The sequence below is a fragment of the Paenibacillus dauci genome (genome assembly GCF_000971985.1).
In the GTDB taxonomy this organism is placed as follows: Bacteria; Bacillota; Bacilli; order Paenibacillales; family Paenibacillaceae; genus Saccharibacillus; species Saccharibacillus dauci.
Window position 1 is genome coordinate 215,077 of the sequence record NZ_KQ040799.1, and the last position, 21,578, is coordinate 236,654.

At 48.5% G+C, this 21,578-nt stretch carries 21 protein-coding genes; 10 read left to right on the top strand and 11 right to left on the bottom strand.

The window, feature by feature from the left end; translation table 11 throughout:
* Positions 1-138 precede the first annotated feature (138 nt).
* Positions 139-447 carry an MTH1187 family thiamine-binding protein gene (locus WH46_RS04440; protein ID WP_017812536.1) on the bottom strand — a complete coding sequence of 103 codons (309 nt, stop codon included), beginning with the start codon at positions 445-447 and terminating at the stop codon, positions 139-141.
* 350 nt (positions 448-797) lie between these two features.
* Between WH46_RS04440 and WH46_RS04445 the strand changes: the two genes are divergently transcribed.
* From WH46_RS04445 to WH46_RS04460, 4 genes are all read left to right on the top strand, one after another.
* Entirely contained in the window at positions 798-3,044 is a 2,247-nt protein-coding gene (locus WH46_RS04445) for an anaerobic ribonucleoside triphosphate reductase (RefSeq protein WP_046225864.1), read from the top strand.
* On the top strand, positions 3,044-3,547 hold the full coding sequence (nrdG, locus tag WH46_RS04450; protein WP_046225865.1) for an anaerobic ribonucleoside-triphosphate reductase activating protein: 504 nt from the start codon (positions 3,044-3,046) through the stop codon (positions 3,545-3,547). Before WH46_RS04445 ends, nrdG begins: the two co-directional genes overlap by 1 nt.
* 397 nt (positions 3,548-3,944) lie before the next feature.
* On the top strand, positions 3,945-4,775 hold the full coding sequence (locus tag WH46_RS04455) for a TerC family protein (RefSeq protein ID WP_046225866.1): 831 nt from the start codon (positions 3,945-3,947) through the stop codon (positions 4,773-4,775).
* A 314-nt stretch (positions 4,776-5,089) separates the two neighbouring features.
* On the top strand, positions 5,090-6,676 hold the full coding sequence (locus WH46_RS04460; protein WP_046225867.1) for a methyl-accepting chemotaxis protein: 1,587 nt from the start codon (positions 5,090-5,092) through the stop codon (positions 6,674-6,676).
* Between the two features lie 92 nt (positions 6,677-6,768).
* On the opposite strand, the gene WH46_RS04465 is transcribed toward WH46_RS04460, so the two are convergent.
* From WH46_RS04465 to WH46_RS04475, 3 genes are all read right to left on the bottom strand, one after another.
* The gene (locus tag WH46_RS04465; protein WP_046225868.1) at positions 6,769-8,472 is read right to left on the bottom strand and encodes a bifunctional ADP-dependent NAD(P)H-hydrate dehydratase/NAD(P)H-hydrate epimerase; all 1,704 of its coding nucleotides are present in this window, start codon (positions 8,470-8,472) and stop codon (positions 6,769-6,771) included.
* A gap of 328 nt (positions 8,473-8,800) precedes the next feature.
* Positions 8,801-9,433: an NAD(P)-dependent oxidoreductase gene (locus WH46_RS04470; RefSeq protein WP_046225869.1), complete on the bottom strand. Its 633-nt coding sequence runs from the start codon at positions 9,431-9,433 to the stop codon at positions 8,801-8,803.
* Between the two features lie 81 nt (positions 9,434-9,514).
* A complete protein-coding gene (locus WH46_RS04475) occupies positions 9,515-9,961 on the bottom strand; it encodes an Rrf2 family transcriptional regulator (protein ID WP_046225870.1) in 447 nt (148 codons plus the stop codon).
* 341 nt (positions 9,962-10,302) lie between these two features.
* Here WH46_RS04475 and WH46_RS04480 point away from each other — a divergent pair, with 341 nt between their 5' ends.
* Together WH46_RS04480 and WH46_RS04485 are read left to right on the top strand one after the other, a co-directional pair.
* Positions 10,303-10,626, top strand: coding sequence for a hypothetical protein (locus tag WH46_RS04480; protein ID WP_046225871.1), 324 nt, complete (start codon positions 10,303-10,305; stop codon positions 10,624-10,626).
* A 103-nt stretch (positions 10,627-10,729) separates the two neighbouring features.
* Positions 10,730-11,584 carry a hypothetical protein gene (locus WH46_RS04485; protein WP_046225872.1) on the top strand — a complete coding sequence of 285 codons (855 nt, stop codon included), beginning with the start codon at positions 10,730-10,732 and terminating at the stop codon, positions 11,582-11,584.
* Between the two features lie 111 nt (positions 11,585-11,695).
* Here WH46_RS04485 and WH46_RS04490 read toward each other — a convergent pair whose 3' ends face one another.
* The 5 genes from WH46_RS04490 to WH46_RS04510 form a co-directional block, all read right to left on the bottom strand.
* On the bottom strand, positions 11,696-12,763 hold the full coding sequence (locus WH46_RS04490; RefSeq protein ID WP_046225873.1) for a lactonase family protein: 1,068 nt from the start codon (positions 12,761-12,763) through the stop codon (positions 11,696-11,698).
* 102 nt (positions 12,764-12,865) lie between these two features.
* On the bottom strand, positions 12,866-13,948 hold the full coding sequence (locus tag WH46_RS04495; RefSeq protein ID WP_052714114.1) for an AbrB family transcriptional regulator: 1,083 nt from the start codon (positions 13,946-13,948) through the stop codon (positions 12,866-12,868).
* The gene (locus WH46_RS04500; RefSeq protein ID WP_046225874.1) at positions 13,945-14,673 is read right to left on the bottom strand and encodes an MBL fold metallo-hydrolase; all 729 of its coding nucleotides are present in this window, start codon (positions 14,671-14,673) and stop codon (positions 13,945-13,947) included. The genes WH46_RS04495 and WH46_RS04500 overlap by 4 nt, the downstream gene beginning before the upstream one ends.
* Positions 14,674-14,799: 126 nt before the next feature.
* Positions 14,800-15,867, bottom strand: coding sequence for a GGDEF domain-containing protein (locus tag WH46_RS04505; RefSeq protein ID WP_197088245.1), 1,068 nt, complete (start codon positions 15,865-15,867; stop codon positions 14,800-14,802).
* A gap of 289 nt (positions 15,868-16,156) precedes the next feature.
* The gene (locus tag WH46_RS04510) at positions 16,157-16,786 is read right to left on the bottom strand and encodes a nitroreductase family protein (protein WP_046225876.1); all 630 of its coding nucleotides are present in this window, start codon (positions 16,784-16,786) and stop codon (positions 16,157-16,159) included.
* A 219-nt stretch (positions 16,787-17,005) separates the two neighbouring features.
* Between WH46_RS04510 and WH46_RS04515 the strand changes: the two genes are divergently transcribed.
* Positions 17,006-17,563, top strand: a complete 558-nt coding sequence (locus WH46_RS04515; protein WP_046225877.1) for a hypothetical protein — start codon at positions 17,006-17,008, stop codon at positions 17,561-17,563.
* Between the two features lie 102 nt (positions 17,564-17,665).
* Here the strand turns inward: WH46_RS04515 and WH46_RS04520 are convergent, their stop codons facing one another.
* Complete coding sequence (locus WH46_RS04520; protein WP_046225878.1) at positions 17,666-18,874, bottom strand: amidase; 1,209 nt, start codon at positions 18,872-18,874, stop codon at positions 17,666-17,668.
* Positions 18,875-19,103: 229 nt separating this feature from the next.
* On the opposite strand from WH46_RS04520, the gene WH46_RS04525 reads away from it, so the two are divergent.
* From WH46_RS04525 to WH46_RS04535, 3 genes are read left to right on the top strand one after another with little or no spacing between them, the layout of a single operon-like run.
* Positions 19,104-19,589, top strand: a complete 486-nt coding sequence (locus tag WH46_RS04525; protein ID WP_017812519.1) for a chromate efflux transcriptional regulator ChrS — start codon at positions 19,104-19,106, stop codon at positions 19,587-19,589.
* A 4-nt stretch (positions 19,590-19,593) separates the two neighbouring features.
* Positions 19,594-20,226 (top strand): chromate efflux transporter ChrB, encoded by a 633-nt coding sequence (locus WH46_RS04530; protein WP_269430594.1) that lies wholly within the window; start codon positions 19,594-19,596, stop codon positions 20,224-20,226.
* Positions 20,226-20,786, top strand: coding sequence for a chromate efflux transporter ChrA (locus WH46_RS04535; RefSeq protein ID WP_046225879.1), 561 nt, complete (start codon positions 20,226-20,228; stop codon positions 20,784-20,786). The genes WH46_RS04530 and WH46_RS04535 overlap by 1 nt, the downstream gene beginning before the upstream one ends.
* 140 nt (positions 20,787-20,926) lie before the next feature.
* Here WH46_RS04535 and WH46_RS04540 read toward each other — a convergent pair whose 3' ends face one another.
* On the bottom strand, positions 20,927-21,379 hold the full coding sequence (locus tag WH46_RS04540) for an Lrp/AsnC family transcriptional regulator (RefSeq protein WP_046225880.1): 453 nt from the start codon (positions 21,377-21,379) through the stop codon (positions 20,927-20,929).
* Positions 21,380-21,578: the final 199 nt, after the last annotated feature.

Sequence of the window (21,578 nt, forward strand, 5' to 3'; positions counted from 1 at the left end):
TTCAATTCGTTTATATATTCAAAAGGGGTATGCATTTACTATAACCGGGTTATCTTAAAGGTTCATGAATGGTACCTAAAAATCGCATTAATTTTGTCGAAAGCTATTGGCAAAGGCACTATTCTGCCCGGAATCCCTTTAGGAATCCGCCAATTTTTGCCGAACCGACTCGATTTTATATTGGGCAGATGTAGGGTGATCACGTCGATCATCAATTTTGACAGAAGTCGATACCCGGCCTGCTCCCTCATCAAATGGACATTCATGCAGCGCCAGAATAGCCTGCATCACATCCTTGATATCTCCCTCAATAATCGTACTCATTGGTGTCAGCTGAAATGTGATTCCCTGCTGGCTATTCAGTACTCGCTGCATCTGCGCGACATAAGCACTCAGACTCGTACTGCCTGTACCGATCGGGATAACAGTTACTTCTGCAATTGCCATACGATCTCCTCCTTGGTCAAATCAAAATAGGTCTATTCTTATATTAAACCTGTTGAGTCCCCTTTCCAACTATGCGCTGTAGGAAAGGAACCGTACAACATCTTCTTAGATAGTCTATTCGATCAGAAGCAGACTGTCTTTCCATGATTTTCAGCCGGACAGCCTGCTTTGTTTGTTCGCTATTTTTCTAGCCTGTTCTTTGCTTATCTGCCTATGCTTCTTTCGTTCATTTTGTCAATATATTGGGTCATATCATCGCATACACATCTATATATAGAATAAGATGAGATTTTGTTGTCTAATGACGGAACTGCTTGATCCTATACTATATCGGAAAAGGATGATGACCTATGACTATACTGCGACCTTCTTCCACTTACCCTTCCGCCTCACCGGCGGCTACTTCGGATTCCTATGCCCATCTGCTGCCTCTGGCCGAACTGGGAGATCATATTATTCACGGTGAACACGAGTCTGCCCGAGAGAACGCCAACCTGAATGGTGACAGCTTTTCCGGTAAAATGAGCCGTCTCGGCAGTGAATATGCCCGCTGGTATACTCGCCAGAACGTGCTGCCTGCACCGGTCCTGCAAGCTGTACAGCAGAATCGCATTTATATCCATGACCTGGACCATTATGCTCTGGGCACGACGAATTGCATCTTTATTCCATTTGAGAAACTGCTGCGGGACGGATTCAGCAGCGGCAACGGCAGCCTGCGTACACCCAACTCCATCATGACCGCGATGGCGCAAGTCGCAATCATTTTCCAATGTCAGCAAAATGCCCAGTATGGAGGCGTCGCCGCCAACAAGCTGGATTATGATCTGGCTCCCTATGTGACCCGTTCCTTCCGCAAGCATCTGCGTAAAGGCCTGCGCTATTTTGAATCGGCTGCAATACATACCAGCGCCAATGCTGCTGCAGGAGAAGTCGACTTTGCAGCGTCGACCGGTTCATCGGCTGTCTCCTCTGTATCTGCTGCCCAGTCATCCGGTTTGATAGAGCAGCCGGAGTCCACGCTGTTCCAGGATACACTTAGAAATGATTGGGAAGAGTTGATTCTGACCGCCTCTATGGGCGATGAGCAGCTGGCTGTCCGTTATCCTCATGCTTATGCCTATGCGGTGGAAGAAACCCGTACCGAGACGTATCAGGCGGCAGAGAGCCTGATTCATAACCTGAATACGATGTCCAGCCGCGGCGGTGGCCAGATTCCATTTACCAGCATCAATTATGGTACCTGCACATCACCGGAAGGACGGCTTGTTGTACAGAGTCTGCTGGCGGCTACGGTACGCGGACTGGGGCATGGCGAGACACCGATTTTCCCGATACAGATCTTCAAATGCAAACAGGGTATTAATCAACAACCCGGCGAGCCCAATTATGATCTGTTCCTGCAGGCTGTGGAATGTTCATCCCGGAGATTGTATCCGAACTTCGCCAATCTGGATGCACCTCTGAATGCGGAATATATGATTCCCGGCGAACCCGATACCGAATTTGCTACCATGGGTTGCCGTACACGGGTCGTAGCTGATCGATTCGGACGCAACCATCTGTCCGGCAAAGGAAACCTTTCATTTAATACGATTAATCTGGTGAAGCTGGGGATAGATCATGGGATTCACCGCCACCAGCTTGCTTCTGTCAATCGTCAGCAGGCGCAGCGAATAGACAGCCGACTGGAGAATTCCAAGTTCACGGATGCTCCTATCCATCTGACTGATTCTACTCTTGCACTGCCAGACGAAAAAGAATTCTATCGTGCCTTGGATGAGTGTATTGCGATTGCCGCAGAAGCGCTGCTGCATCGTTACCGGATTCAGGCGGTGCAACCTGCCAAAGCATCGGACTTTATGATGCGGGAAGGCGTATGGGAAGGTGGAGATCATCTACAGCCGGACGAGCCGGTCGGCGATTGTCTCAAGCATGGCACGCTGTCGATCGGATTTATCGGGCTGGCCGAATGTATGAAAGCTCTATATGGTGCGCATCATGGTGAGGATGAACAGGTCTATGAACATGCACTGGAACTGATCACCTATATGCGTCGTGCCTGTGACGCACTGAGTGAGCGGCATAATCTGAACTTCTCGCTGATGGCAACACCTGCCGAAGGATTATCCGGCAAATTCGTGCAAATGGATCGTCAGATATACGGCTCGATTGAAGGCGTGACCGACCGGGAATATTACACCAATTCATTTCATATTCCGGTCTATTATCCGGTAACGGCAGCACGTAAAATCCGGATGGAAGCTCCGTTTCATCATCACTGCAACGCCGGGTCCATCTCCTATATTGAGCTGGATGGCAACGCAAGACAGAATCCGGAAGCGATGACGTCCATTATCCGGTATGCATTGTCGCAGAATATCAGTTACTTTAGCATTAATCACCCTATTGACCGCTGCACTTCCTGCGGATACGAGGGTATCATCGGTTCTCATTGTCCGGACTGCGGTGCTTCCGAACAGGAAGTGCATATTGCCAGACTACGCCGGGTAACCGGCTATCTGACAGGCGATTATCAGACCCGGTTCAATCCAGCCAAACAGGCTGAAGTCCGTGACCGACTGAAGCACAGCTGATGAATATTTGTGGTTATATTCCCGAGTCGATCAATGAAGGGCCGGGGCTGCGCGCAGTTGTATTTATTAGCGGCTGCACCCACCGCTGTCCTGGCTGCTTCAGCCCGCATACATGGTCTTTTCGTGCCGGTGAGCCATTTACCCCGGAGCTGCAGCAGCAGATTATTGAAGAAATGGCAGAGAATCCATTGCTCAGCGGTCTGACAATTGCTGGCGGCGATCCTTTCTTTTCCGCTGCGGAAGTAAGTGAATTTGTACAGCGTGTGCGGGAGGCTATCCCGAACTTCTCGATCTGGATCTACAGTGGATATACATGGGAAGAACTTATTCATTCTGCGATTCCGGAATATTTGAAACTTTTGCAATTATGCGACGTATTGATAGATGGTCGATTCGTTCAGCAGCAGCGCGATGTATCACTGCTCTATCGGGGAAGCCGTAATCAGCGTATAGTTGATATTAATCGCAGCATGGATCAGGGGAAAGCAGTATGCTTACTTTAATCCTATTTCTGAAATAACTAGTATGTAAATTATGCTATATTAGAAAAATGCTGGAAATAAAAAGATTGACTTTCGCGATTGAATTGCATATGATTTGCTTATAGTAGATTAATTTTGCAAAAAACAGGCGTTATCCATACCGGGCACAAGCAGCGGTATTAACCTCATAATTCTATTCCTGTTAAAGGGGAGTAGCTGTACAGGCACAGTCGTCATTACGGGTGAATAACCCCGGTTCTGCCTGGCAATGAATAACAAACATTGTTAGCGAGACCTTTACCACAAATTGGTGAAGACTCGCTATTTTTCGAGAGACCTTTACCTTTGTGGTAAAGGTCTTTTTTATACACAGCCGAGCTACATGGCTGAAATATATTCTATTTTTAGGAGGAGTCTCATGGATGCAGCTTTGTTGTTAGAGTATGGCTGGGTATTACTCGTGCTGATTGCACTGGAAGGTTTGCTGGCCGCAGATAACGCGCTTGTACTGGCGATTATGGTTAAACATCTGCCGGACGATCAGCGGAAAAAGGCATTGTTTTATGGATTGTTTGGAGCATTTATTTTCCGATTCGGCTCCCTGTTCGTTATCTCGTTCCTCGTAGATGTATGGCAGGTGCAGGCGATTGGTGCTCTTTATCTGTTGTACATTTCCATCAATCACATCGTCCGTGCGTTTCTCTCCAGGCGGAGTGAGACCGAGGAAGCTGCCGATGATAAAGGTCCTGCAGCCAATCCGAAAAAGAAGTCCGGCTTCTGGATGACTGTATTCAAGGTCGAAGTAGCCGATATCGCTTTTGCCGTAGACTCGATTCTGGCAGCAGTAGCACTGGCAGTTGCTCTACCAGCCAGTGGATTGCCACCTATCGGCGGACTCGATGGCGGACAGTTTATTGTTATCTTCCTGGGTGGTCTGATTGGATTGATCATCATGCGTTTCGCTGCTTCCTTCTTCGTCAAACTGTTGCAAGAGCGTCCGGGTCTGGAAGTTGCAGCATTCGTTATCGTCGGCTGGGTAGGTATCAAGCTGACTGTGATCACACTGGCGCATCCGTCTCTGGCTATTCTGCCGGAACATTTCCCGGAAAACTCGATCTGGAAGCTAAGCTTCTATATCGTCCTCGTCGGCATCGCACTGGCTGGCTGGTTCCTGTCCAGTAAAAAGACAATCACAGAAGATGAGAATGCAGTTAAAGAAGTCAAAGAAGAAATCAAACAGGATCTGTAAACAGGTTCCTTCAAGCGAAGTCTCCATTTGGAGCTTCGCTTTTTTTTATGTAATTTGGTTAGGTCGATACTTAGAAATTCGATATACATAGACTCACTAATTAATTTTCCATAATTTTGAATTAACTATTATAATTTTGAATTTATGGACGAAATAATAAACATACAAGCTTAACTTAGGTGAGTTCTTCAGAGCTATAGATGGATTATATTTCAAATTATAGAAATTAAAAGATTGATATTTATATAATTTGGATAACTGTGTTACATAAGCTCTGCAAGACACTCACACTATCATACATTGGAGTGAATATTATGCGCCTAGCCAGTAATTTCAAAACATTCACCAAATTGATCAGTGCCTTTATTTTAGTAGCTCTTATCCTTGCAGCGATAGGAATCTATGGACTGAACAATCAGAATGTTATGAAGAAAAACATCGATAGTTTATATACGAACAACCTCGTTTCTGTACAAGCCCTGTCCGCTGCCGAACTTTCTCTTCAAAAAATGCGTGTAGCCTCTCGTGATATTGCCCTGAGCAGCAGTACGGCCGACAAGCAAAAAGTACTCGATACCGTCCCTGATCTGATTGCTACCGTGAATGAAAATATAGATAAATACCGCAATACTCCACTGAGTACTGCTGAAAGTACAGAACTGAAGAACTTTGATAAATCGTGGGCTGTTTATCATGAGTTATATAACCGTGCTATCAAGCTGGCCGAGAATGCTTCTCCTGCACAATTCCAGCGTTTTGTACAAACCCAGGTACTGCCTGCCGGAACCGAAATGTACAAAAGTATCGGTACGCTGAATGAATTGAATATTCAGCAAGCCGGAGTATCTTATAATAAAGCCAATGATGTATTCAATAGTGCAAAGCTGTGGACAACGATCTGGATTGTCGTCGCTTTCCTGTTCTGTCTGCTGCTCGGAACCGTTATTGCCCGAATGATTAGTGCTCCACTCAAAAATATTGCCGGATTGCTCAAAAAAGTAGCTTCAGGTGACCTCCGTGAACGTTCCAACCTGACAGGTCAGGACGAAATCGGCCAGCTTGCTACAGCTGCCAATGAAATGACCGAACGCCTGAACGTACTAGTATCCGAAATTATCGATTCTGCCCAGACTGTAGCTGCCACTTCCGAACAAATCTCTGCCAGCACCGAAGAAATCGCCGGCAGCAGTGCCAATCAGTCCCAATATGCCCAATCGATCGCCCAATTGTTCAAAGATATGTCGGTAGCTATTGATGATGTCGCCCATAGTGCAGAAGAAGCCGCTGAGCTGTCCAATAACACAGTAAACAAAGCACAAAAAGGTGGCGAAATTGTCGCTCAGTCCACTACAGGTATGCAGGAAATGAATCAGCAGATGTGCAAGCTCGAAAAAGATTCCAATCAGATTGGTGAGATTATCGGGGTGATCGATGATATCGCCGATCAGACCAACCTGCTCGCACTCAATGCTGCGATTGAAGCGGCACGTGCCGGAGAACAAGGTCTTGGGTTCGCTGTCGTGGCTGACGAAGTACGCAAACTGGCTGAACGCAGCAGCGCTGCTACCAAAGAAATCACCGGTATTATCCGCTCCATGCAGTCCAATATGAAGCAGAGTCTGAGCGCTGTTGAACACAATGCGCAGCATTCCATTCATACAAGTGAAGCTTTTACCGATATTATAAATCGCGTCAGTGATTCCGCAATGAAAATCAATGGAATCGCCGCAGCCAGTGAAGAACAAAGTGCACAGTCGGTCGAAGTCATGCATTCTGTCACAGAGATTGCTTCCGCTAGTGAAGAAGTCGCTTCAGCCTGTGAACAGACAGCAAGTTCTTCCCAGGATCTGGCACAGCTCGCTGACCGTCTGCATTCATCCATCAATACATTCAAAATCTAATTCCAAATAAAGAAATAAAGCATCCTTCTGTTCGCTGAGTACTTTGCAGCGGTACAGGAGGATGCTTTGATGTATAAGGCCTGATTTACTAGTTACAACGATTCGATAATATCACCTGCCAGTAGGGACGCCGGGTGACCCGTCCGCTTGCGAGCGGCTTCTTCTCCGGCATGTCCATGCAAATGCACACCAAAAGCAGCTGCCTGCAGTCCACTTAGTCCCTGGGCCATGAGTCCGGAGATTACGCCAGTCAGTACATCCCCCGAACCGCCGGTAGCCATCCCCGGATGACCGGTAGTGTTCACCAGTATATCTCCCTGCGGCGAAGCGACGATTGTTCGCGCACCTTTGAGTACCAGCACTACGCCATGCTCTTGCGCAAAGTCACGAGCGATACCGATCCGGTTGCGCTGAATATCCGCAGTGGATACACCAGCCAGCCTTGCCATTTCCCCTGGATGCGGTGTCAGTACCGTATCTGCCGTTCGGCGGGACCAATGAGACAATCCTCCGGCTTCGGATAATATGTTCAGTCCGTCTGCATCCAGTACCCAGGGTTGCTTGGTCTCTTCCCACAAGGTATGGAGCCATTCTCCATCCTGTTCGAATCGGCCCAGTCCCGGACCGATTGCGAGTACATCCGCTTTGGCAGTCTGCTCGATGATTGTTCGTGCAGTATCGGCCTTCCATTGTCCATCCGGGTCCTCGGAAGCAGGGATCATCATCAGCTCAGGCACATGCCCAACCATATGCTTCATCAGCTGCTCCGGCAGAGCCCACGTTACCAAACCACTCCCGATACGCAGCGCAGAACGCGAAGCCATCAATCCGGCACCACTCATATTCATACTCCCGCCAATCACCATCACATGACCATATGTCCCCTTGTGACCATCAATCGCCCGTGAACGGCTCGTATCGATCTTCAGCACATCCTGCAGCACATCATCCGTGATCAGATGGGTGCGTAATCCAGCATGCTGAGCTGTAGAGCGCGGAATCCCTATAGAACGCACAACTACTTCACCGGCTGCTCCAGCGCCGGGATACTGGGTAAGTCCCTGCTTGAGAAAGGCCAGACAGACTGTCAATTTGGCTTGAATACAGTTGTCCGCCAGCTCTCCGGTATCTGCGTTCAGGCCGCTCGGAATATCCGCAGCAATAATCGGTTTACCCGATGTGTTAGCGGATCGGATTATCGATGCATACGGTTCACGGGGTTCTCCCTTGCTGCCTGTGCCAAGCAGAGCATCGATAATACCGGTATAGCGGCTCCAATGACTGGAGAATATCTCTTCTGATTGTGAAGCGGCATGCCCGGTATGGGTTCCCTTTGCATCAGGATCAGATTCTTGCGGATGCAGATTCCATTCTTCATTCCAGACCAGATGAGGAATACCTGAGCGCTGCGCAGCATCCCGCTGAAGTGCTGCGCCTCCTGTCAGTTCCTGTGGATCATAGGCATACAGCAGCGTTACGGCTATACCGGCATTGGTCAGATAACGGGCAGCAACCAGTCCGTCTCCACCATTATTGCCTTTGCCCACCAGTACGAGCCAGTGCTGACGGGAGCGGTCCGGAATGACTTTCTCATCACTGCGGATGCCTCCTTCATTGGTCAGTGCCCGTCCGCGCGGCACATCAGCCTGCTCATCTTGCTGTCCGCCGCACCAGGCAATCACTTCCTCCGCAATTGCTTTGCCTGCACTCTCCATCAGGGACATCGCCGGAATTCCCAGCTGTTCAATCGTATATTGATCCAGATCACGCATCTGCTGCGCGGTTACAATGTACATGGTTCTGCTCCTTTCCTGATTCACCGTATAAGACGTTCTCTTACTATATAACCGTAATTGCAGGTATACAAAAATCTGGCTTGTTCAGCAAATACAAATGAGATTTCCAGGATTAGCTGATAATGCTGTCAAATAAAAAACCTTTTCTCGCTAAAAAGAGAAAAGGTTTTTTATTTTATGCCGAGAGTATCCTGCTTACCTTACTGAACATATTAAATAAGCAGCATTGACCTTATAACGAATCCGGCCAATACTGCTTATTATTTTCTAAAGTATTCATTTGAAAAAATATCTGGTCAGCCACACTTTTTGCTAGCTAACTGGCGGATCAGTAAGCTACCGTAAAGCGGTCGTGAACAAATTGTGGATCTTCTACTTCATCGAACAATGCAGCTGCGTAATCCTCCGCAGAGATACGGCTGGCTCCGTCATCATCCGTGATCAGACGGGATGTACCGATACGGAAATTGCCTGTACGCTTGCCGGGTTCGATCCAGCTGGCAGGACTGACATATGTCCATTCCAGATCGCTGTGACGGTATACGTCGTAGGCTTCTACATGTGCCAATGCGAGCGGCTTGATCTCTGCCGGGAAATCGGGCGTGTCCATCAGGCGCACACCCGGCTCTACTTCCAGACTACCTGCTCCGCCTACGATAACCAGCCGGGAAACGCCGGCATTTTTCATCCCTTCCACAATGGAACGCGCTGCTTCCGGCAGATCGGATTCCTGTCCAAATTGTGGACCAAATGCATTAATAACTACATCGTGTCCGGCGACAGCCGCTTCAACACTGGATGGCTCCATTACATCCAGACGAATGCCACTCAGACGCTCGGTATTCGGATCAATTTTGGAAGAATCGCGTGTAGCGGCAGTGACTTCATAACCGCGGCGCAGCCCCTCCTGTACGAGACGCTGTCCAATCGTGCCTGTTGCACCAATAATAATTACTTTCATTGTTATTCATCCTTTCCGTCATGACAGGTTATGCCTGTTTCTGTCTTTTACATACCCTGAGCAGCTGCTCATGATTCAATCTTAGCTGCGGATCGCCTGACGAACCTCTTCCATCTGCTGGATATCGGTCGTAATCTGGCGAAGTGTAATCTGTTCCAGCTCCTGCTCCATCGCACGCTGGGCACGGGCAAATACCTGTTCCAGTTCCTGCTGGATATTGCGCCCAACTTCACAATTCGGATTGGGATTATCATGAATCGCGAATAATTCATCCCGTGCTTCATTCTGTGCAGCCCGGTAAATATCGAGCAGTGTGATCTCACCAGCCGGACGTGTCAACTGTGCACCGGCTACCCCTGGCTGGGTACGCAGCAGACCCGATTTGGTCAACTGACTAATCATTCGGCGGATCACCACCGGATTGGTATTGACGCTGCCCGCAATCATCTCCGAAGTAATACGCCCCTCTGTAGAATCAAGCAGCGACAATGTATGAATGGCTACAGCGAATCGGCTATTGTACGCCATTTGGGTTCCTCCTTTCCTGCTGGCATTCTGATCCAATGATCAGGTTCCCATTTATATGAATAATTGTTTATTTATAATGATTACAATTCCAGTCCATAATTCAGTATACCAGCAATTGGCGCAAAACCAATACGGTTTATCCATCGGGTAGGGACAAACCGTGCTTTTTGTAGATACATTTCATGGAGAAAAGAGGGAATCAGCGATTGTAACAGTAGATCTACCGAATATCGGTCTCTTTTTGAAACTCAAAAGCTAATTTTTCGTTTAATAGAATAGAAGTGAGTATTTTATCATACTGTCGGTTCGATATAGACCTATCCAGAAAGGAAGCTGATACGATGTCAACCGCATTGCCTGTTTTAAAATGGATCACCTTCGCGCTGGAAGCATTGATGGCCATTCCGATCATTGGAGGAACCTTTGTCATCTCTTACGGATATTCACCGCTGTTTATCGCTTTTGTACTGCATCTGGTAGCATTGGTGCTGGCGGTACGTCTTGGGCGCTCGCCGTTCGGGAACGCTTTTGGTGTGATTACTTCGGCACTTGCCTGGATTCCATTCCTTGGCTGGATCATGCACTGTATCGCTGCCGTTCTGCTGCTGATCGAATCTATCGCAGTCACCGGAACCCGCAGCACGGATCGTTACCGTCGTTACTGAGTCAGGAAGTGTTAGTCTCCCACCTGTTCTTGTATCATAAATAGTGATATCATCAGCATAACCATATCATTCGTATCAATGGATCAATAAAGGAGTGAATCGGGTGGGATCACTGGAATGGACATTGCTTCAACATTATCCGGCACTGCTAGTTACGGTCAGTCTTGCCGGATTTGCGCTGCTTGCCCTGACGTACGGCCTGTCTGCCAGACAGCGGTACAGTACGGATCGGGAACGCATGCGCCGGATTCAATCCAGTCTGGATTATTTTACCCAAGCAGCCGGACAACTGTATCCGGCTGTTGTTATGCCTGCCACTACGCAGTCTGTCGCTGTAGCCAATTCCTATAAGGTGACCAATGATGAGAGTTCGGCTTCAGCAACCATTCTGGGCTGTAAGGCGGCTCCATATGCTTCGGATGAGCTAGTGAAACGGGTTGACGAATATCTGCAGCGTCCGGATCGGCAGTCTACACTACTGCTTTATCGTACACTTGAGATGGAGATCAGTCGGCTGACCCGGGAGCGCAGCGGATTGCTGACACGCGGCGAGCATCCTCGCTGGGGGATGCTGTACTGGGTAACTCTCCGTCCATTGCTGCCATTTACAGCGCTGATTGTAGAGATGATCTTCTGCTGGCAGCTGATTGCCGATTTGTACAATGCGGCACTGCCGGGACCGGCTGCATCATTATTTGCTATTCTGCGGTTTGTGTCCTGCAGCGGAGCGCTGCTACTGCTGTACGGTGTGATTAGCGCCGAATTCCGGGAAAGCGGACGCCGGGCTTCCTTTGTCATCGTGACGCTGATGATTTGCGGGCTGGCCTTGCTGCATCTTCTCGGACTAACAGCTGCGCCGTATATTCTGGTTGCGCAGGTGCTGATGTATGCCGCCGGATACCGGCTCACCCGGGAACCCAAGCGCAAGGAACGTCCCTATGCGGGAGAATATGAATAAAAAAGGTGCAGTATCTGCCATAACCTGGATCGGGTTATTCAGATACTGCACCTTTTTTGATAGGTTAAACAGGAACCTTTATTAAAAATAGTCGGCTGAATCGTAATCCAATCAGCCTTCTACTTCATTCAGATCTGCCATCAGGCAGACTGGACGATTCAGCGTCAGCTCGTGTCCGGTAGGCGTCAGACGGCCGGTATCCGGTTCAGCGGCAAACTGGACGATATTATTGCTGTCCTGATTGCAGACAAGTACATAACCACCAGGCACAACGGCAAAATTACGCGGTGTCTTCCCTTTGACAGGTACCCATTCTACAGGTGTCAGCTCGCCGGATTGCTCATCGATATGATAGTGGACGAGACTGTCATGTCCACGATTAGACGCGTACACATGGCGACCGCACAGGGACAGACGAATATCACCGCCTGTATTTTCGCCCTCGAAATCGTCTGGCAATGTCGATACGGTCCCCAGAATCTCCAAGACGCCGTTCTCGACATTACGGGCATACGAAGTGACTGTACTGTTCAGCTCGTTAATACCATAGGCAAGCTGTCCATTCGGATGAAACACCAGATGACGCGGTCCGGATTGAGGCGGAAGTTCGGTTACACCGGCTTTGACCAGTGCACCATTCTCGATCGCATAGCTGACAATCTGATCCAGGCCCAGATCGGATACATAAGCCATCCCGCTATCCAGAGAGGATACAGCAGAGTGAAGATGCGGAGCATCTTGGCGTTCGGGATGCGTACCACTGCCCTCGTGATGCACTTCGCCACTCATTTCGCCGAGACTTCCATCTTCCTGTACCGGGAAAATGTTGGCATTCTTACCGGTATAATTGGCTGCCAGCAGATACTGACCGTCCGGTGTCAGCTGTACGTAGCAGGGAGCGCCTCCACCGGTGGCTTTGCGATCGATCAGATGCAGCTCATGGGTCTGCTCGTCGATCGTATAGGCAGCAATCTCTCCTTCATCGATCTCACATGCTGCATAGAGATGGCGGCCATCCGCAGACAACGCCAAGTAAGATGGATTCTCTACTCCCGCTGTCTCCGAGGTGATATGCAGCTCTCCTGTTTCCTGATTCATCACAGCGACATGTATACCGGCTTCTTCCTTGCCTGCGTATGTACCAATGTACATCCATACCTGATTATCGGTTACTGACATGATTATTCCCCTCTCGTATCCGTATTCGCCTGCCTGCTTCTATATGATGCAGCAGGCGTATTCATTCTCTAATTAATACCGATTCTGCGAGGGGATGAATCATCAGTGCATCGATATCCTACGGATAAACATACGTAAAAAGGTTGGGACAGCCAGGAAAATCAGCAGTGTACGGAACAATTGATAGCAGCTGACTGTAGCAATATCGGCACTGACCTCATGCGCAATAATCCCCATCTGGTCCATGCCACCGGGAGCCATACTGAGCAGTGCTGTCGCCGGTGTAAGATGATGCCACTGGATCAGAATAATACTCATAACACAGGCAAAAATCAGCAGTACTACCCCGCTGCCGACAGCGAGTATAATCATCTGCAATTTGCGTTCCAGCTGCTCGGGGTGCAGCATCAGCCCGATCGAGCTGCCAATCATCAGCTGCGCCGCATCCAGTATAGTTGCCGGAAGTGCAGGACCCGGGATGCCGGCCAGCTGGATGACTGCCGTGACCAGCATAGGCAGAAGCATATAGGCTGTCGGAAAATTAAACCGCTTGCCGATCACTGCCGCGACAGGACAGACAACAACAAACAGCCAGATCGTCGGTGGCAATGATGACCAGCCTGGCGAAGAATGGGTAATCGCCTCCGTGACCGTATTCAGATCCACGCCAAACAGTGGACTAAAAATAAGCAGCGGCACAAAAATAACGATCATCATCAAGCGTGAGACCTGCAGGAAAGTGACTACGGTAAGGTCAATACCTTTTAGTTCCTGTGCCAGCAGTACCATCTGGGTGAGTCCGCCGGGTATACTACCGATCAGTACAGTCGGAAAAGGAATACGTGTCCACCGGGAAATCAGATAAGCGGTCGCCGTAGAGAACAAAAGCAGCAGCACCGTCATAACGATCATTGACGGTAGCTGCTGCCCGATCCGGGATAGCGTAGAGAATGTCAGTGATAATCCCAGCGAGTAGCCAACAATGATCGTACCGGCATCTCTTGCTGCTGCGGGCCAGGCCAGCTGCAGCCTGCGCCCGCGGAGCAATCGGGAGCCGATAAATATCAGAATCATCGGACCAAGAAGCCAAGGCACCGGCAGATTAAACCATTTGAACAGGAGACCGCCAACCATTGCCAGCAGCAGCGTATATCCCCAGCTCAGCCATGGGAAGCGGCTGCTCACGAAGAAGGTACCAGCTCATCCAGCCGCTGCTGCAAATCGCCACGGAACAATCCACCATGATAGCAGACGACAGTATCTACATCGAGCTCGCGAAACGCATTCAGTGATTGCAGTGCCTGATCTATATTCGGTGTGAAATTAGGAACTGGCCCCATCAGCTGACCCTCCTCGATGGCCATGGCATCCGCAGTAATCAGCGTTTTGCTCGCAGGATGGTACAGACTGATATGACCCGGCGTATGTCCCGGTGTGTGAATAACCTGAAGACCACCTGCGAATGGCAGCAATTCCCCGCCATGCAAGGTATGGGTTACATTGCCCGGCGTCTCCGGCGAGAAGACCGAATAAAATGCATCGCGCTCTGACTCCGGTAGTTCAGACAGCATCCCTTTCAAGCGTTCCGGTGAAGCTTTGAGAAATGGCGCTCTTCCGTCAATCGTCGGCTGATCACCGATATGCGCATAGACATTCAGCTTGCCGGGTGCCGCATCCAGCAGCTGTGGCAGAGTACCCACATGATCCAGATCCTGATGTGTCAGAATAACGGAACTTATCGTGGATCCTGGACGAATATGCTGCATCATGGTATTGTAGCCACCTGGAATTCCGGTATCGATCAATACGGCCTGATCTCCTTCATAGATTACTACCGGATGAATGACCATTTCATGCTCGCCATATTTCGACTTGAGTTCAATAACTTGTATTGTATCTGTAATTTTCATTATGTTCCAAAGCCTAAGATTAGACTTTGGTTCACCTCCTTGTAATGAATACTTGTCTTTACATCTATTATCCCGTGCTGTATAACCACCTGTCAAAAAACGCGCACAGGTGCCCTTTCATTTGCTTCATATACCGGCTGCACATACCCGGTTGCGTCCTTCGTGTTTGGCCCGGTATAGTGCCTGATCCGCCTCATCCAACAGTTCCCTTGCTGATCGATCCGGAAAAACAGATACTCCGATCGAAGCAGTAATTCTCAGCTGCTGATCATCCGGCAGCAGGAAGACATGCTGCTCAATCTGCTGACGCAGGCGTTCACCTGCCTGCCTGGCCTGATTGTAATTGCAGCAATGCAGCAACACAACAAACTCTTCTCCACCTTTGCGTGCACAATCATCCGAGGAACGTACAAAATGATGCAGCAGCTCTCCCATTCCCGCCAATACAGCGTCCCCTGCACTATGACCATATGTATCATTTACAGATTTGAAATGATCAATATCCAGCATCAGCAGGGCAAACGGCTCCCCGGTACGCGTCGCATGCAGCACCTTTTGCTCAAAGATCGCTTCAAATGCCCGCGGATTATGCAGTCCGGTCAAATAGTCACGACTGGCGCTTTCCTTGAGCAGATAAATAGATCGATTCGAACGGCTCAGATAAGTCAGCAGTAGATACGTAAATAACCCACCAAGCGTATAAACAAACATAACAAGCAAAAATGGCAGCATAATATTGCCGTCATACGTCATATATACAGGTAGACCGGGCAAAATCATGCTGCTTCCGACAACAATAACCCACCGCTTCCAAGAGTGATTATGCTTCCCGTCAAATAAAGCACCCGAAAGCACAAAAGCCAGAATGAGCATTGCTATTCCGGCATATAGTCCGGCTGTATTGCTTATATCCAGCAGTACAAATCGTCCGATTAGCAGAATTATCAGACTGATAGCTCCTGCCAGCCGACCCGACATATAGACCGCACTAATAATAGCCAGCACACGCAGATCCAGATGAAAACCACCGGGTGCATTAACGTTGAAGAGCATAAGTCCAAGCCCCAGCAGTCCTAGCAGAACTCCTGTAATATAAGGAAAAGTACGGCTATACTGAGGGAAGCTTTCCTGAATCTTGTTCAGCAGCAGATTGCAGAGGAACAGGAAAGTAGTCATTAATGTTAAATTGTTCAACAGATTAACCAGCATGATATCCAGCCTTTCATACAAAAGGTATTCATGGAAAACTGCCCTAGGCGGATCTATGCGACAGAACCCATATATAGTTACGGTCTGTTGCAGCAAATAGTTCATTGCTGCAGACCTTCTACATTATAACCGGATATCTTCCAGTATCTGTTACATGTTCTTCATTTATGCGCAAATGCACTCCGAATCAGTTGGCAGGCTTTACAGAAAACGAATAAAAAAACCTGGCGTCCGATAGGGCCAGGTCATTTATAATCTTTATTACACTATGAAATCAGAATGAATTTTTGATAACTGCTTCTTCCAGTGAGAAGCGACCTGACGCATAAGCAGGCTTCGCCGCTTTACCGACAGAGATCAATAGTGTTGGAATATAACGTGCAGGCACATTGAAATGTTCCATGAATGCAGCAGCGTCAAATCCACCCATTGGACAAGTATCATAACCAAGTGCTTTGGCAGCCAGCATCAGGTTCATCGCTGCATAAGAAGCATTGCGATTGGCACTGTCACGTGCTACATCAGGGCTCTGGTATGCGCCATTGATCTGGTTAACCAGTGTATCGCGAATCTCTTGTGTCATAGAGCCGGCTTCCACCAGGGAATCATAGACAGGGGCTGCATTACGGTTCGCTTCCAGGTCACCCAGTACCGCTACGACAAAAGAACTGTCACTGATCTGGGACTGATTATAGGCGATAGGCAGCAGTTCCTGCTTTTTGGCTTCATCATCAATTACGAGGAATTTCCAGTGCTGCAGATTCCATGCGGAAGGAGCGGCATTCGCAGCAGACAGGATCGTCTCCATGTCTTCTTGCGGAATAATATAGCCTTTTTCGTATACTTTGACCGAATGACGTTCTTCCATTACCTGAATTGTTTCCGGTTTGACCATATTAGACATCATAACCACTCCTCGGGATATTTTAAGTCAGGAATTATAAACAGGATGACTGAATTCATAACTATCAATAATAGTTACCAATAGTAATTAGGTGTATATTCCATTGTGATTATATAATCATACCTATCTACTGTCAACTACAGGATTTATATATGTTCATACTACCTGTATCTTTGAATATACTGAGGATTCAATCCCATTTGTCAGGAGTGATTAAACGTGTACAGTGAAAACAGAAACTATCCTGATTGCAAGCAGATCAAGCGTATCGTAGAAATTGGCGGACTGACAAAAACGCAGCTGCTCCATAAGCTGCAGCAGCACTCTATAATGATGAACGAATTGGGAAAAACATTAATAACCGATAATAAATTCACAACTTCTGATATCAAATACAGTCTACCGACTGTAGAACTCACTGTTGGTCAATTAGGTTTTCCTGAAGGAGCTACAATAGATCAGATCTTTGATAGAGCAGACCAATCGGGTTTGGCATTGTGCCCGTTAGAGCTGGGACCCCATCTAAGATTGGCGTATCTTGAACAGCCAGAAAGTTATGGGGATCAGCCAGTTCAGCAGCATAGAGCGCCGGCCGGCTCTGTTACCATTGCCTCGGAGATACTGACTGAAGACGAAGAGTTTCCAAAGGGATTTTATCTTAGAAAAATCAATGGTGTCTTATGGCTACGCGGTTATATTGCTGACCATCTGCACGTTTGGAGTCCAGATGATCATTTTATCTTTGTTCAAACAACGAGCCACACAGCAGGGGTCTAAATGAATAGAATTCACACTCGCAAACTGAAAAATCTATAGAAAGACAACTTAACGAATGACAAAAGGATCGTTGCACAAATGCTAACGATCCTTCTTGTCCATTTATGATTTTATGATCGCACTCTCACGTACCCACTGCAGCAGACGCAGATCCTGATGTGCTCCGGCAATGATCGACAGGCCGACTGGTGCTCCATCTATCGTGCCTGTCGGTATAGTAATCTGTGGCAGACCGGCCAGACCGGCTATCGATGAGAGCTGCATGGTCTGGGAACGGCGGCGCTCACTGTCTTCACCCTGAATATGTAGCGATGGCGCCGGACCTGTGGCAGTTGGCAGGATCATCAAACTATCGGTGCCAAGCAGCGTTCGCAGCGAATCACGCACTGTATTCATTTTGGTAAATGCTTCGCTCTGTTCCTCACGCTTGAGCATACTCGCCCAGGCGAATCGATCAGCTATATCGGGAGCAAATACAGGCTGTACCTGCTCGATCCATTCCCGGTGCTGTTCCCAGATCTGAATTCCCTGTACACTGCGAAATGCAGTCATCCACGCACCGAGTCCTTCCGGCGCGATAGAGATCCATTCACCGACAGATGGATATCCTGTCAGTCTGGACAGCAGTTCATGTGCTGCTTCAAGCAGCAATGTGCGTGTATCTTCTTCCGTAATATCCCAGGCTTCTCTTGGTAAATACACCTTGGCAAAATCGTCGCTATCCGGCGCAGTCTGCAGTGGATCAGCCGCCAGCAGAACCTGTCCTACATCATGCAACAGTTCTGCCGTATTTGCCATCCAACCTACCGTGTCAAAGCCCGCTGCCAGCGGAATAACACCTTTCATTGATACCGCATCATGCGTCGGACGCATCCCATAGATTCCGCAGTAAGACGAAGGAATCCGCACCGATCCTCCCGTATCTGTACCAATAGCAAAATCACGCAGACCGGCGGCTACCGCTACAGCCGAACCGCTGGAAGAACCGCCTGGAATCCGATCTGCTGTCCTGGGATTAACCGGTGTACCATAATGGCTGTTTTGTCCATTCAGACTGTACATCAGCTCGTCCGTATGGGTAGTGCCTTTCAGGATAGCGCCTGCGTGCAGCAGATCAAGAATGGCAGGAGCAGTATCAGATGCTGGCTCATGCGTACGCAGCCAATCCGGATTGCCTGCCCCTGACGTGTAGCCTTTCAGTGCAAATACATCCTTGACCCCAAAGGTTAACCCGCTTAGCAAACCTTTACCGTTCTGGTTCCGTGTTAGCGTAAACTGCTCATTTACAAATGCATTCCACTCAGACGTCATACGGGTTCCTCCCCTATAGTCGGTTAACGGCAGCACAGCCACCTGATCAAACGTAAGCCGAATTTCATTTTAATATTGAAAACGATTATTAAACATTATATATTTATCCATATTGTAATTAAAAGTATTATTTTCTGAACAAAAAGAAAGTTGTATCGTTATTATTCCAGCCATTCGATAATTGTGCACCATGCACTAACGAACAGCTGACTATCCGGGAGTGAAGATAATGAGCCAATCCAAATCCTCCGGCGGCATGCAGGAGAACCATATTGATGAGATTGACCGCAAGATTATTGCTATTCTTAACCAGAATGGACGTATATCCTATACCGATCTGGCCAAGGATATCGGTCTGTCACGGGTTGCCGTACAGGCGCGCGTGAATGCACTGATGGAGAATGGAACGATTGAGCGTTTTGCAGCTGTTATTAATCCAGCCAAAATCGGCATCGCCGTCTCGGCCTTTTTTAATGTCGAGGTAGAGCCCAAGCATCTGCACGAGACCGCGGATCAGCTGGCCGAAGAACCGTTTGTAACGAGTCTCTATCATATGACAGGGCCAAGCAAGCTGCATATGCATGGACTGTTCAAGGATAATCAGGAAATGGAGACTTTTTTGCGTGAGAAATTATACAATATGCCGGGTATTATGAGTGTGGACTGTCAGGTGCTGATCACACGCTACAAGAGCCGGATGGGAATGAGGTTATAACGCAATGAATACACATGCTCCCCCCTCTCCGACCTCTGCCGATGCCCCGTCTTATCGTCAGGCGACCTACAGCGAACTGAGCTGGGCGATGATCCGTACCGGTGTACTCGGCTATGGCGGAGGACCATCGGTCATGCCATTATTCCGGTATGAAGCCGTCACCCGTTATCGCTGGATCAGCGACGATGAATTTGGCGAAATTCTGGCGCTGGGCAATGCGCTTCCCGGACCGATCGCTACCAAGATGGCTGCTTATCTGGGCTACCGTGGCAAAGGAATTCCGGGTGCAATTCTGGCTGTACTGGCGCATATTCTGCCTTCGTCCATTGCCATGATCGTACTTTTGTCCGCTGTTGCGTACTTGAACAGCTCCAAGATTATTCAGGGCATGATCGCTGCTGTCGTACCGGTAATTGCCGTTATGTTGGGGGTCATGGCTTATGAATTTGGCGAAAAGGCGGTCAAAGGACTCGGCAAGACGCTCGGTATTATTTTATTTGTGATCGTGTTTATTTTGCTGCAGCTGCTAAATGTTCATGCAGCTATCGTGATTGCGGCATTCCTGGTCTATGGCGCTTTTCACTTCAGGCTGGTACAGCATCTGCGAAAGCGGCGTATCGATGGAGGTGAGCGCTGATGTCACTTGTGAATGACTGGCTGGAATGGCTGCGTCTGCTATGGGGATTTTTCCTTGCCAATGTGCTTGGCTATGGTGGAGGTCCAGCTTCGATTCCGCTGATGTACAACGAAATCGTCACCCATTATCACTGGCTGGATGATACAGCATTCTCCAATGTGCTGGCACTGGGCAACACTCTGCCCGGGCCAATCGCTACCAAAATTGCTGCTTTTGTCGGCTTTGATGTATCCGGTATTCCAGGTCTATTGATTGCTCTTCTGGCAACCATCGTACCTTCGGCGGCAGCGATGATTATCCTGCTGCGTCTACTGCAGAAACATCGCTCTTCGCCGGTAGTCAAAGGACTCACTTTGCTGGTACAGCCGGTTATTGCAGTCATGATGCTGGTACTGACCTGGCAGCTGGCAGATGAATCGTACGGTTCTATCGGGCTATGGCAGACGCTCGGTATTGCGCTGGTAGCCTTCTGGGCGATGCAGATTCGCAAGATTCATCCGGCTTTTGTAATTTTGGCGGCTTTTGCCTATGGAGCTATTGTGTTGCCCTATTTTGTGTAAAAGATTAGTTGCACAAGTAGCTTACGCGCCGCTATTTATTCATGCAGAATGCAGCAAAGCCCCTGTCTCGTATTATCAGGCAGGGGCTTTGCTGCGAGTATTTCAAAATCCATACTTGGTGAATTTATGTTATGTACCGGTCAGACCAGCCGCTGGTCTTCCAGCAGATTAGGCTTGAGCGCCTTATGTTCAATAGGAGAAGACAGTACGATCAGCGTTGTATAATCTCCATGGTTGCTAATACGGTCTTCAAAGTCTTCCAGCTCACGGATCGAAGAAGTCACGACTTTGAGCAGATAATTATAGGCTCCACTGGTTCGATGACACTCCACAATCTCCACAGCTTCCCGGCAAAAATCCAAAAAATGCAAACCATCACTGGCTCGGAACAAATAATAAGCTGTGGACTGATGCCCAATCTTCTCTGGGGACAAGATCGCCCGGTAGCCCTGAATAATACCGCTCTCCTCCAGCCGCCTCACCCTTTCGGTCACAGCAGGCTGTGACAGTCCGACCTCCCTGCCCAGATCCGTCATCGAGATGCGTGCCTGCTGCTGCAAATGCAGCAGAATATTTTGATCTACCTGATCCATTTCTTTCCCCCTCCATCTTCATGCTGATCGGTATACTGCAGACTCGATCCTTATACGCCAAATCCGTACATGAAGTGTAATCGTTTACCTGCTTAATCGTCGATATTTCCCCGGTTGTTATATGTATTAGTGCGATAGTATCACAGAAGCGGTATAGAGTAAATCCATCGCACCGCAAATAAAAAGACTCCATCCTAAG